Annotated in this window: 12 protein-coding genes and 1 riboswitch; of the genes, 6 read left to right on the top strand and 6 right to left on the bottom strand. The window is 69.1% G+C overall.

From position 1 onward, the window contains the following. The first annotated feature begins 1 nt into the window (after position 1). Positions 2-442: a cytochrome c oxidase subunit 4 gene (locus ACFFC4_RS04805; RefSeq protein ID WP_375498314.1), complete on the top strand. Its 441-nt coding sequence runs from the start codon at positions 2-4 to the stop codon at positions 440-442. Between the two features lie 355 nt (positions 443-797). Here the strand turns inward: ACFFC4_RS04805 and ACFFC4_RS04800 are convergent, their stop codons facing one another. From ACFFC4_RS04800 to ACFFC4_RS04785, 4 genes are all read right to left on the bottom strand, one after another. After that, positions 798-2,441, bottom strand: coding sequence for a cytochrome bc complex cytochrome b subunit (locus tag ACFFC4_RS04800; protein ID WP_375498312.1), 1,644 nt, complete (start codon positions 2,439-2,441; stop codon positions 798-800). A 67-nt stretch (positions 2,442-2,508) separates the two neighbouring features. Beyond that, a complete protein-coding gene (locus ACFFC4_RS04795; protein WP_375498310.1) occupies positions 2,509-3,654 on the bottom strand; it encodes a ubiquinol-cytochrome c reductase iron-sulfur subunit in 1,146 nt (381 codons plus the stop codon). A 198-nt stretch (positions 3,655-3,852) separates the two neighbouring features. Continuing rightward, a complete protein-coding gene (locus ACFFC4_RS04790) occupies positions 3,853-4,749 on the bottom strand; it encodes a c-type cytochrome (RefSeq protein ID WP_375498617.1) in 897 nt (298 codons plus the stop codon). Between the two features lie 94 nt (positions 4,750-4,843). Next, positions 4,844-5,467: a heme-copper oxidase subunit III gene (locus ACFFC4_RS04785; protein ID WP_375498308.1), complete on the bottom strand. Its 624-nt coding sequence runs from the start codon at positions 5,465-5,467 to the stop codon at positions 4,844-4,846. 171 nt (positions 5,468-5,638) lie between these two features. Between ACFFC4_RS04785 and ACFFC4_RS04780 the strand changes: the two genes are divergently transcribed. Genes ACFFC4_RS04780 through ACFFC4_RS04770 form a run of 3 tightly spaced genes read left to right on the top strand, consistent with a single transcriptional unit; the run spans position 5,639 to position 8,282 of the window. Continuing rightward, positions 5,639-6,058 carry a hypothetical protein gene (locus tag ACFFC4_RS04780; protein ID WP_375498306.1) on the top strand — a complete coding sequence of 140 codons (420 nt, stop codon included), beginning with the start codon at positions 5,639-5,641 and terminating at the stop codon, positions 6,056-6,058. A 5-nt stretch (positions 6,059-6,063) separates the two neighbouring features. Further along, positions 6,064-7,152 carry an anthranilate phosphoribosyltransferase gene (gene trpD, locus ACFFC4_RS04775; RefSeq protein ID WP_375498304.1) on the top strand — a complete coding sequence of 363 codons (1,089 nt, stop codon included), beginning with the start codon at positions 6,064-6,066 and terminating at the stop codon, positions 7,150-7,152. Next, the gene (locus tag ACFFC4_RS04770) at positions 7,149-8,282 is read left to right on the top strand and encodes a cytochrome c oxidase assembly protein (RefSeq protein WP_375498302.1); all 1,134 of its coding nucleotides are present in this window, start codon (positions 7,149-7,151) and stop codon (positions 8,280-8,282) included. The genes trpD and ACFFC4_RS04770 overlap by 4 nt, the downstream gene beginning before the upstream one ends. A gap of 22 nt (positions 8,283-8,304) precedes the next feature. On the opposite strand, the gene ACFFC4_RS04765 is transcribed toward ACFFC4_RS04770, so the two are convergent. Together ACFFC4_RS04765 and ACFFC4_RS04760 are read right to left on the bottom strand one after the other, a co-directional pair. Then, positions 8,305-8,583, bottom strand: a complete 279-nt coding sequence (locus ACFFC4_RS04765) for an Lrp/AsnC family transcriptional regulator (protein WP_375498300.1) — start codon at positions 8,581-8,583, stop codon at positions 8,305-8,307. 36 nt (positions 8,584-8,619) lie between these two features. Further along, positions 8,620-10,368, bottom strand: coding sequence for a DEDD exonuclease domain-containing protein (locus tag ACFFC4_RS04760; RefSeq protein WP_375498298.1), 1,749 nt, complete (start codon positions 10,366-10,368; stop codon positions 8,620-8,622). Between the two features lie 176 nt (positions 10,369-10,544). Between ACFFC4_RS04760 and ACFFC4_RS04755 the strand changes: the two genes are divergently transcribed. Both ACFFC4_RS04755 and ACFFC4_RS04750 read left to right on the top strand, forming a co-directional pair. Next, on the top strand, positions 10,545-10,769 hold the full coding sequence (locus tag ACFFC4_RS04755; RefSeq protein WP_375498296.1) for a hypothetical protein: 225 nt from the start codon (positions 10,545-10,547) through the stop codon (positions 10,767-10,769). Between the two features lie 134 nt (positions 10,770-10,903). After that, positions 10,904-11,108, top strand: a riboswitch (cyclic di-AMP (ydaO/yuaA leader). Positions 11,109-11,153: 45 nt separating this feature from the next. Further along, positions 11,154-12,161 carry a C40 family peptidase gene (locus tag ACFFC4_RS04750; protein WP_375498294.1) on the top strand — a complete coding sequence of 336 codons (1,008 nt, stop codon included), beginning with the start codon at positions 11,154-11,156 and terminating at the stop codon, positions 12,159-12,161. The last annotated feature ends 7 nt before the right edge of the window (positions 12,162-12,168 follow it).

Genomic DNA, 12,168 nt, shown 5'->3' with positions numbered 1-12,168 from the left:
CATGAAGTCCGAAGCCAGGATCTTTCTCGGGGTTGCCATCTTCTGCTGGCTCGCTGCCATCGCCTACGGAGTCTGGAGTGACCTGTACCAGGGCCACGTCGAGGTCGTCGGCGTCGCGGCCCTGATCCTGTCCGGCGGATTGCTGGGCATCCCGGGTTCGTTCTTCTACTTCGTGTCCCGGCGTATTGATCCTCGTCCTGAGGACCGTGCCGACGCCGAGATCGCCGAGATGGCCGGTGACCTGGGCTTCTTCAGCCCGGGCTCCTACTGGCCAGTCGCGGTCGCTGGTTCCGCGGCCCTGACCGGCGTGGGGCTCGCCTTCGCGCAGCTCTGGCTGGTGATCGTTGGCGTCATGACGATCCTGTTCACCGTTGGCGGTCTGCTGTTCGAGTACTACCTCGGCGGTGCCCGAGGCCTGCTCGACCCGCCCAACCACGGCTGATCGACCACTCCCGCCCTCCCCGGCGCCATCTCTCCGGTGCCCGCGGTGCACCCGTCGAGTGGTGCGTTATCAGGCGAGTGGTGGGTTATAACGCACCACTCGATGCGTAACGCACCACTCGACGGCCGACGACCGCTGCGCTGGTGTCACGTCGTGGCCGCAGGCCGGGTGCCCGGGCGCGATCCCGTCGACCCCGTCGGTCGAGTGGTGGGTTATCGGGCGAGTGGTGGGTTATAGCGCACCACTCGACGCGTAACTCACCACTCGACCCATCCCTCGATGGACGCACGGCGAAACGACATCGGGGCCGCGACCCCGTAACTGGTCGCGGCCCCGGTCGACCGTGCGTGCTGCGTCAGTCGGTGAGCTGTTTGCGGTCTTCGCCCTGGAGCCTTGCCAGCTCGGCAGCCTCGATCGCGTCGATAGCGGCCTGGATCTCGGGCTTCTCCTTGACGGGGTAGAGGAACCCGCGGATGTGCCGCAATGGCGAGGCACCGCCGACCTGGCTCATCCGCTTGGGCACCGGGGTGCCGCTGTAGGACAGCTGGCCGTGACCGTGTTCGTCGACCGGCCCCAGGGGCTGGTGAACCTCGATGAACTCACCGGTCGGCAGGACCTTGATGATCCCGGTCTCGATGCCGTGCTCGAGCACCTCGCGGTCGTGGCGCTGCAGGCCCAGGCAGATCCGGTAGGCGAACAGGTAAGCCAGCGGCGGGATGACGAGCAGGCCGATGCGGCCGGCCCACGTCATGGCGTTCAGCGAGATGTCGAACGCCTTGGCGATGATGTCGTTCGAGCCTGACAGATATAGGACCACGTAGAACGCAATGGCCATGCAGCCCAGGCCGGTGCGAACCGGAACGTCACGGGGGCGCTGCAGCAGGTGGTGCCGGGCCTTGTCACCTGTCATCTTGGCCTCGATGAACGGGTACGCAGCCGCGAGCGTGAACAAGATGCCCGGCAGCACCACCGTCGGCCAGAACACGGCCGGGATCGTGTACCCGAAGTTGCGGATCTCCCAGGACGGGAACAGTCGCGTCGAACCGTCCAGGAAGCCCATGTACCAGTCGGGCTGTGAACCCGAAGACACCTGGGACGCCTCATACGGGCCGAACAACCACACCGGGTTGATCTGTGCCAGACCGCCGAGTGCACAGGTGATGCCGAAGACGACGAAGAAGAAACCGCCGGCCTTGGCCGCGTAGACGGGGAACACCCGCTCGCCGCTGACGGTGTCCTCGGTGTGCCCGTGACCGGCGAACTGGGTGTGCTTCTGGCGCACGACGAGTGCGAGGTGGGCACCGATCAACGCGGCCAGGATGGCCGGGATCAGCAGGACGTGGGCGATGTAGAGCCGGCCGATGATCTCGTGACCGGGGAAGGGCCCGCCGAAGAGCAGGAACGACACCCAGGTGCCGATGACCGGGATCGACAGCATGATCGCGTCGGCGATACGCAGGCCCGTACCGGACAGCAGGTCGTCGGGCAGTGAGTAGCCGGCGAAACCCTCGATGATGCCGAGTGCGAGCAGCCCGATACCGATCAGCCAGTTCAGCTCACGCGGCTTGCGGAACGCCCCGGTGAAGAACACCCGGAACATGTGCACCATCATCGCGGCCAGGAACATCAGCGCGGCCCAGTGGTGGATCTGGCGGACGATCAGGCCGCCGCGTACGTCGAACGTGATGTCGAGCGTCGAGGCATAGGCACGGGACATGGTGATGTCGCGCAGCGGGACGTATCGGCCGTGGTAGACGACCTCTGCCATGGACGGGTCGTAGAAGAACGTCAGGTATGTGCCGCTCAGCAACAGGATGACGAACGAGTACAGCGCGATCTCGCCCATCATGAACGACCAGTGGTCCGGGAAGACCTTGTTCAGCTGCTTGCGCATGGGCCCGGCCATGGTCAGCCGGTCGTCCATGAACTTGCCGGCCTTGCCCTGCGGCGTTCGCGGCTCGTTGGAGCGCCGGGCTACCGGTGATCTGGTGGCGGTCATGATGTCCTCACAGACACGCAGTCATTACTGGCGGCTCGCTGGGTTGGGGCCTGGTGTGAAGTGGTGCTCACGGCCGGTTCCAGAAGGCGGGACCGATCGCTTCGTGATAGTCGTCGAGGGCGACGAAGTACTGACGTCCATCGTCCCCCATTTCCACGCCAAGTGGGAGCTTGGGAAGGCTGCGAGATGCCGGACCGAAAACTGGCTTGGCGTCCTTGAGCACCTCGAACTGCGATTGGTGGCACGGGCACAGCAGCCGGGAGGTCTGCTGCTCGTACAGCGAGGCCGGGCAACCAGCGTGCGTGCAGATCTTGGAGAACGCGACGTACTCGGGGTTGGCTGTCGGCCAACCGAACCCGGCCTGGCCCTTACGGGCCTGGACCTTCTGACCCGGGTGCAAGCGGATCAACAACGTCGGAGAGGCGGCGTCGGTGACGCCGTTGAACCCGTCGGAGTCGTCCTCGTGGATGCCGGGGAACACGGTCAGCAGGCCGCCGGGCTCGAGGTCGTCGGGCCCGATGCGCCGGAAGTCGACGTCGACGATCGGCACGTGCCCGTTCGGCGGGAACAGCTTCTTGTTCGGACGGAACTGGGTGTGGAAGAACTTGTTGCCGGGGTTCTTGATCATCCCGCCGACGAGGGCGACCAGGGGCACGGTGAGCATCGCGCCACCGGCCAGACCGAGCGTCTTGAGGATCAGGCCGCGCCGGGGCAGGCCGGTGTCCTCGAGGCCGCTGAGCAGCGTGGCCTCGATCATTAGCTTGTCCTGCTCGGTGGTGGGGTCGTCGTGGCGGTCCTGGACCGCCTCCTCCTCGGGCATGAGCCACTTGGCCCACAGCACGAGGCCCACGCCCATGAAGATCAGCATGATCGCGAGCAGCGCACCGAGCGCCGGTGTGTAGAAGCGGAAGTTCTGCGGCGTTCCGGGCAGGTGCCAGCGGTACGGCAGCGCAACGAACGCGACGATGAAGCCCACACCGCCCAGCGCGGAGATCAAGAAGGTCAGGGCGACGGCCCGCTCGACGCGCTTCTCGGCCTTCGTTCCGGGGACCGGGAAGCGGTTGCGCCGGTGGACGATGTGGACGCCGTCGGCCTCGGTGCCGGCAAGCATCGCGTCCTCGGTGGACATCTCCCGCAGCTCGTCCGCGGTCAGCGGCTCAGGCGGCTGCACATGCGAACCTGCCGTCGTGTGCGGCTCGTGAGTCGTGCTCATCGGGACTCCTCTGGACCACTCGCTGCGCTCGGGTCCGTCCTCGCCCCGATAGGCGGCTTCGCCGCCGAGATCACACTGTTCGCTCCGCAAGCGTCGCTCATCGGGACTCCTCTGGACCACTCGCTGCGCTCGGGTCCGTCCTCGCCCCGATAGGCGGCTTCGCCGCCGAGATCACACTGTTCGCTCCGCAAGCGTCGCTCATCGCGCGCGTGCTCCAATCCAGAGGATCGAGATCATCAGCGCGCCGACCCCGCCCACCCAGATCACGATGGCTTCGGACACCGGGCCGATGCGGGCGATGCCGTTGCCGCCTGGGTCCTGCGACGCCTTCAGCGTCTGGATGTAGCCGATGATCTGCTTCTTCTGGGCCGGGGTGATGGTGTTGTCGCTGAACACCGGCATGTTCTCGGGCCCGGACAGCATCGCGGTGTAGATCTGCTTGTCGTTCGCGTCCAGCAGCGACGGTGCGATCTTGCCGCCCGACAGCGGGGCGCCGTGGAAGGTTGCGCCGTGGCAGGACGCGCAGTTGAGCCGGAACAGCTCCCCGCCCTTGCCGATCTGCGCCGACGAGGACTCGAGCTTGCCCACCGGAACGGTGGGGCCGCCGCCGACGGACTGGATGTAGGCGCCGAGCTGCTCGGTCTGCGTTTCGTTGTACTTCGCTTCCTTGCGCGGCGCATACGCCCCCTGGCGAGCCAGGGGCATGCGGCCGGTGGAGACCTGGAAGTAGACCGACGCGCTGCCGGAGCCGATGATCGAGGGCCCGTTGCCCTTGACGCCGTCGAGGTTGGCGCCATGGCAGGTTATGCAGCCGACCTGGTAGAGCTGGCGGCCCGCCTCGATGTCCGCCGTGCTCGACCCAGTGCCCGCGGCGCCCGAGGACGCGGCAAACATCGCGTAGGAGCCACCCATCGCGCAGAGCGCGGCGATCAGGACGGCTGCGGCGCCCAGGCGACGCCGCAGGCCGCCACCCGAGCGTGCGCGTCGGCGACGGCGTGGTGACCGGGTTGCGCGAGCTGTCGCGCCGCTGGTCCTGGCGGTGGGGGCGCCGGTGGCCGAGACAGCCGGCTCGAAGCCGAGCTCGGCAGCGTCCAGCTCGCCGGCCTCAATGTCGTCGTTCACAACTGTCCTTCCGTCGATGTCCCCGGCGTCCACAAGCCCAGGCTGCGCCTCGGCGCGAGTACGGCGCTCATTGGATGAGGTAGATCACCGCGAACAGCCCGACCCACACGACGTCGACGAAATGCCAGTAGTACGACACGACGATCGCCGCGGTGGCCTGGGCGGGTGTGAACTTGCCCAGGGCGGTCCGGATCAGGAACAGGATGAACGCGATGAGGCCACCGATGACGTGCAGGCCGTGGAAGCCGGTCGCGAGGAAGAAGACGGAGCCGTATCCGGTGGCCTTGATGGTGTTGCCGTCGGCGTACTGCATCCGGTACTCGTTGGCCTGCCCGAGCACGAAGATAAGACCCAGGAAGAACGTCAGGATGAACCAGCGACGCAGCTTGTAGACGTCGCCCTTCTCGGCCGCGAACACACCCCACTGGCAGGTGAAGCTCGAGGCGACGAGTATCACCGTGAACGGCAGCGCGTAGGCCACGCTCAGCTTGATGGGTTCGCCGTCGGGCAGGTGCATCGGCCAGTCCGTGGCGTGCACGGACCGGACAGTGAAGTACATCGCGAACAGGCCGGCGAAGAACATCAGCTCGCTCGACAGCCAGACGATGGTGCCGACGCTGACCACGTTCGGACGCGTCAGCGAGTGCACCCTGCTGGACTCGAAGTTTGCTGCTGTGGCGGTCGAGGTCACCTCAGAAGTATGAACCCTTGAAGAGCGACTTCGGCGTCCGGGGTGGGGGGTGTTGCAGCGTGCTCGCAGGTGGCCCGAGGTGGCACGAAGGTGGCAGTGGGGTGCTGCGAGACCGCGCCGATACGATCAGGGTTCGACCCCGGAACGAGCGGCTGGAACGAGGACGGATCTATGGCGACAGTGCCGGAGCGCGTGACGGTTCTCGTGTACAGCAACCACGCCGAGGTGCGGGCCACGGTGCGCAGCGCGGTGGGCCGGCGCCCGGCACCCGACACCGGGCGCATCGACTGGATCGAGTGCGAGACGAACGCCCAGGTCATCGAGCAGCTGGACGAGGGCGGCGTAGACGTCGCCATCCTCGACGGTGAGGCCCAGCCCACCGGCGGCATGGGCCTGGCCCGCCAGTTCAAGTACGAGTTGCAGGACTGCCCGGCGATCGTGGTGCTCATCGCGCGCCGGCAGGACGGCTGGCTGGCGTCGTGGTCGCTCGCCGACGCCGTCATCAACACCCCGATCGACCCGGTCGAGAGCGCTGCGGTGGTCGCCGAGCAGCTGCGTCGGCGCCATACGGGCATCCCGGTCGTCCGGTAGCGGCGGTGTCTTCCGGCGCCGGCGACAACTCCACAAGCGGTGTCGAGCGCACCTGGCCAGGCGTCCTCACTGCCTTGATGGCCGGCGAGGAGCTCGCCGCGGCCGACACGGCGTGGGCCATGGACGAGGTGATGGCCGGCAACGCCACGCAGGCCCAGCTCGCCGCGTTCGCAGTGCTGCTGCGCGCCAAGGGTGAGACGCCGGGCGAGCTGTCCGGACTGGTCCGTACGATGCTGGACCGCGCCGCACCGCTGCTGATCGAGGGGCCCAGCGTCGACATCGTGGGCACCGGCGCAGACCGCGCACACACCGTCAACATCTCGACGATGGCCGCACTGGTGGTGGCCGGCACGGGTCGGCGGGTGGTGAAGCACGGCGGCCGTGCGGCGTCGTCGGCCTGCGGCACCGCCGATGTCCTCGAGGAGCTCGGCGTCGCGATCGACCTGCCGCCGGCCGGGGTGGCGCGCACGGTCGACGAGGTCGGGATCGGGTTCTGCTTCGCACCCGTCTTCCACGCCGGGATGCGGCACGCCGGCGCGGCACGTCGCGAGCTCGGCGTCCCGACCGCGTTCAACTTCCTCGGCCCCCTTACCAACCCGGCGCGCGTGGCCGCGTCGGCGATCGGCTGCGCCGACCGGCGGATGGCGCCGGTCATGGCCCAGGTGCTGGCCGCGCGCGGTGACAGCGCCCTCGTCTTTCGGGGCGACGACGGCCTGGACGAGATCACCACCACGACGACGACGTCGGTGTGGGTGGCGTCGAGCGGCGTAGTGACCGAGACCTCGATCGACCCGACGACGCTGGGCATCACTCCGGTGGCGGCCGGCGAGCTGCGCGGCGGGGATCGCGTGTTCAATGCCGCCGTCGTGCGGGACCTCCTTGCCGGCAAGCCAGGCGGCGTCCGGGACGTCGTCCTGCTCAACGCCGCAGCGGCCATCGCAGCCCACGACGGCCTGGCCGCCGGCCCGTTGTACGGCGCACTGGTTCGCGGCCTGCAGTTCGCCGCCGAAGCGGTCGACACCGGGGCCGCCCAAGAGTTGCTGCAGAGGTGGGTGGCGGCGAGCCAGGGTGTGCGGCGGATACTGGAATCATGACCGCTACGAACCCGCGCGTGCCGCGGTTGGTCGTGCTGGCGTGGACGGTCGCGGCGCTCGGGATCGCCGTCCTGGGGACCGCCGTCTGGCACTACCTGGGCTCGGGCCGGGCTATGGACCATATGTCGATGAGCGGTGAGCACAGCCACTCCGCCCAGGCGCTGACCCGCGCCGGCTCGCGTGGGCCGCTCGGCCCGCTCAGCGAGCACCTGTTCACCTCCTGGCAGCTCGACTCCGTGGCCCTGGCCGTCCTGGTGCTGGCCGCCGCGGCGTACCTCACCGGGGTCGGCCTGGCGGGGGTCCGCAGCCCCGAGCAGGCGTGGCCGCTGCGTCGAACCATGTCGTTCCTGGCCGGTCTCAGCGTCTGCGTCATCGCCACCTGCGGCAGCATCGCCGTCTACGACCAGGTGCTGTTCACCGCGCACATGGCCGGGCACCTGGCGCTCGTCATGGTCGCGCCCGCGCTGATCATGTGGGGACGCCCGCTGCGCCTGCTGCTGCTGGCCTCCCCGCCGGCCCGCAGAGCGCGCATCGAGCGGGTGCTGCAGGGTCGCGTCCTGTCCGTGTTCTTCGCCCCGCCCGTTGCCCTGGCCGCCTACGCCGCAGTGATCGTCGGCAGCCACCTGACGGGGCTGATGGACACGATCATGCGCAATACCTGGGCCGGTCAGGTCGAGCACCTGGTCTACGTGTTGGCCGGCTGCTGGTTCTTCGCGCTCGTGGTCGGCGACGAGCCGCTCCGGTGGCGGTTGGCCTCGCCGGCTCGGTGGCTGCTGCTCGCCATCGCCATGGCCGTCGACACCTTCACCGGCATCGTGCTCATGCAGGGCACCCATGCGGTCGCGCTCGCGCCGTCGCTGCTGGACGTCAGTGCGCTGTCCGACACCCGCACCGGCGGGGCGATCATGTGGTTCGGCGGGGACGCGATCATGGCCGCGATCATGATCGGGCTGGTCATCGGCTGGCTGCGTCGCGTTGACACCGCCCCGGTTGAGCAGGGTTGGCTGGAGCAGGCCCGGCGGGCCACGTTCAGCACGCACACCGGCTCGGCCGACAGCGCCGAACCGCTCGACGACGATGACGGCGCGCGCGAGGCCTACAACCGCTGGCTGCAGAAGCTCGACCGTTAGTCGCGTATCGGGTCGCGGGCGATTACTCGATGCCGAGGGAGAACGTGGCGTCGAGGTCGTGCTTGGAGTACGCCCGGAACGCGATGTGGGTGTCGGTGTGCACCACGCCCTCGACCTTCGACAGTCGCCCGGCGATGACGTCGGCGATGGCCTCGAACTCGCGGACCCGCACGATGGCGACGAGATCGACGTCGCCGGCGACCGAGTAGACCTCGCTGACGCCGTCGAGATCTGCGATGGCCGCCGCTACCTCGGGGATCTTGTCGGCCTCGACGGCAATCATGACGATCGCGGTGATCATGTCGCGAACCCTAGCGCGCTGGGCCTCAAGGCGAGCTCAGGCACGGGCCCGGGCCGGCCGGGCGACCATCGGCAACCGGCGGCGGTCGGCGAACGGGTGGGCGGCCTCGCGCCCGGCGTTGGTGAGGTAGGCGCGCAGACCACCTGCTCCGAAGGCCGGCATCAGCCAGGGGTCGGTGGCGTCGGCGAGGCGTACGCCGGGCTCCTCGAGCCAGCGCAGGATGCACTCCGTCTCCTCGGCCAACGGCTGGTGGGACTCGTCGACGACGTCAGCGGTGGCCCGCAGCGCCTCGATGACCGGCCAGGGCGGCACGCCGCGGCGGGCGTGCCCGGCGCCCACCAGCCGCCCGGAGCGCACCACGGAAAGCTCCCAGCCGCCGTCGCCGTCGGGCCGAGCGCCGACCAGTTCGCCGACCGCGCGCAGCGAGGCCAGCCGCTGCATGCGGGCGCTGGCGCGCACAACGGCGGTGATCCGGTCGCGGACCAGCCCGGCCTGCTCGTAGCGCTGCGCGGCTGACAACGCGGCCAGCTTGCGCTCGAGTGGCTCGACCAGCGGCCGCGGGTCACCCCGCCAGGCCGAGGCGACGAGCCCGACAAGGGCTGCGTAGTCGCCCACGTCGATCCCGCCCTCGCACGGCGCGGCACACCGGCCAATGCCGGCGAGTACGCACGCCGCCCGCACAACTCGGCGCAGCGAGAGCCGGTCGGTGCATTGGCGCAGCGGAACCGCGTCGTGGATGGCGTCGCGCACGGCCTCGGCCTGGCGCTGGGTCCGCAGCGGTCCAAGGTAGGCCGCGCCGTCGTCCTTGCGCTCGCGCACGACCGACAGCCTTGGGAAGGCCTCCCGGGTGAGCTTGAGCCACACCGACCGCTCGGGAAATTTCGAGCGCTTGTTGTAGCGCGGCTTGTGCGCGGCGATCAGGCGCAGCTCGCGGACCTGTGCTTCCAGGGCGTGCGCGCACTCGATGGGATCGACCCGTTCGGCCAGCCCCACCATCTCGCCCATGCGGCTACGGGTCTCACTGGCGACGAAGTACTGCCGTACCCGGCTGCGCAGGTTTCGGCTGGTGCCGACGTAGAGCGGGCTGCCTTGGGCGTCGCGGAAGATGTACACCCCCGGCGCGCTGGGCATGCCGTCGGCGAGGTGACGCTTGCGCCGTTGCGCGTCGGACACCTGGGCGGTGAACGAGCGCAGCTCGGGCAGCGACTGAACCCCGAGACTGCCCAGGCGACCGAGTAACCCGTGCAGCACGTCGACGGTGGCCCGCGCGTCCTCGAGCGCCCGGTGGTTCGGCGTGGTGCGGGCATGGAAGAACGGTGCCAGGGTGCCGAGCTTGCAGTTGCGGACCTCGTCGCGGGTCAGGACGCGCCGGGCCAGCACCGCGGTGTCGACCACCGCGAAGCCTGGCCAGGGCAGCGCCAGCGCGACGCACGCGGCCTTGAGGAACCCGACGTCGAAGGGCGCGTTGTGCGCGACCAGCACGCTGCCGCGGGCGAACTCGAGGAAGGCAGGAACGGTGACGGACATGGTCGGCGCGGTGCAGACCATCGAGTCGGTGATGCCGGTGAGCACGCTGACGAACGGGCTGATGGCCTGCAGCGGGTTCACGAGCGTCTGGAACTCGCCGAGCACCTCGCCGCCGCACACCTTCACTGCGCCGATCTCGGTGATGGCATCGCTGGCGGCGGCGCCGCCGGTGGTCTCGAGGTCGACGACGACGAAGGTGGTGGCGTGCAGCGGTTCGCCGAGCTCGTCGAAACCCAGCTGTTCGAATGTGGCGGTCATGGCTCGCAAGCTAGGACTGGGGTCCGACGAAAACGCGCCGACGCACGGAGCTGTGGCGGGGCCTGCTGCCCGCCTCGGCAAAACTGTCCGACCTGTTTCTTAGCGTGCGGACTGCTGGCGACACCTACCGGCGCGACCGCCGGTCACGAGGACCGCGCACTACGAAGGAGATCCGCATGTTGATCGACTGCACGACCTGTACGGCCCGCGATTTCGCCTGCGGTGACTGCGTCATCAGCGTGCTGCTCGGCGGCCCGCCAGACCGCGCGCGGGTGCCCTTGGATCTCGACGACTCCGAGCGGGTGGCGCTGGGCAGCCTGGCGCAGGCGGGCCTCGTTCCGCCGCTGCGGCTGGTGCGCGCGTTACCGGACGACACCGCGCGCGAACGAGGGATCGCCTAGCGCGGCCGCCCGGAAAACGGCAGATGAACGATGTGCGACGCGCCCAAAGCGGGGGGCGCGTTGCACAGGAAACCCGCGGCGTCGTAACCTTTCCGAGACCTACCCGGTTCCTTGTCGGTCGCCAGGCCGTCGCCGGTTAGATCCCGCCGAATTGCACCAATTCCTGGGTTGTGTACCGCTTCGCGTGGTGCCCAACCCGGGGCAAACCGGGGACCCAATCCGTCCCGGGGTGAATCGACTCGCAGTATCTGCGCTCGCAGAGCGTAGGTGCGTCGTGTCGTAGGGCCTCTTCCAGCCCGAACCCGTCAGCTAACCCGGTACGCGGTCGAGGAAGAAGGAGATCCGCCAACCGTGGCGATCCGTTTCGCACGTCGCGTACGACCCTTGCTTGCCATCGCCGGTCTCGGTACGTCCCTGCTCGTGGCGCCGGTCGCCTCGGCCACCCCGGCCGCACCGAACACCACCCCGGCCCCCAAGCCGAACATCACGAGTGTCCAGAAGCAGCTCGGTGAGCTCGCCGTTGCCAACTCCCAGCTCGTCGAGCAGTACGACAGCGCCGTGGTGGCGCTCGGCAAGGCTGAGCAGGCCGCGACTGCCGCCGAGACGGTCGCGCGCGCCGCAGCTGCGACCTACGCCGCCGCGAGTACCACGTTCACCCGCACGATCCAGGCGCAGTACGAGAGTGGCGGCATGAGCTCGGGCGGTGCGCTGCTGGTCAGCGACAGCGGCTCGGACTACCTCGACCGCCTCGCCACGCTGCGGCTGCTGTCCAACCACGACGCCAATGTCGTCGACCGCGTGTCCACCGCCCGCGCCGCCGCCGAGGCCAAGGCCGGCGCCGCGAGCGCCGCGCTGGCGAAGGCGCAGGCCGAAAAGGCCCGCCTGGCCGCGAAGAAGACCACGGTCACCAACCAGATAAACAAGTACCGCACCCTGCTGGCCACGCTCAGTTCGGCCCAGCAGGCGGCCTACCAGCGGGCCGCGAATCCGGCGGTGCGCAAGTCGACGGTCAAGAACATCGCGGTGGGCGCAACCACGGCTGCCGCTCGCCAGGCGGTGCAGTTCGCGCTCGACCAGGTCGGCAAGCCGTACGTGTTCGGGGCGGCCGGGCTCGGTTCCTACGACTGCTCGGGCCTGACCATGAGGGCCTGGCAGGCCGGCGGCGTCAGCCTGCCGCACTCCGCCGCGGGCCAGTACAGCTACGGGCACCACGTCTCGCGCGATGAGCTGGAACCGGGCGACCTGATCTTCTTCTACCAGCCGATCGGCCATGTCACGATCTACATCGGTAACGGCTATATGGTCTCGGCCCCGACCGAGGGCCAGGACGTCTCGGTCGTGCCGCTCGACGCGTTCAACGGCGACTACACCGGCGCCACCAGGCTGACCTGACCGCGCT

Origin of the sequence: uncultured Jatrophihabitans sp. (assembly GCF_964244045.1) — a bacterium.
Lineage (GTDB): Bacteria > Actinomycetota > Actinomycetes > Mycobacteriales > Jatrophihabitantaceae > Jatrophihabitans.
This window is presented reverse-complemented; position numbering and strand designations above follow the sequence as displayed.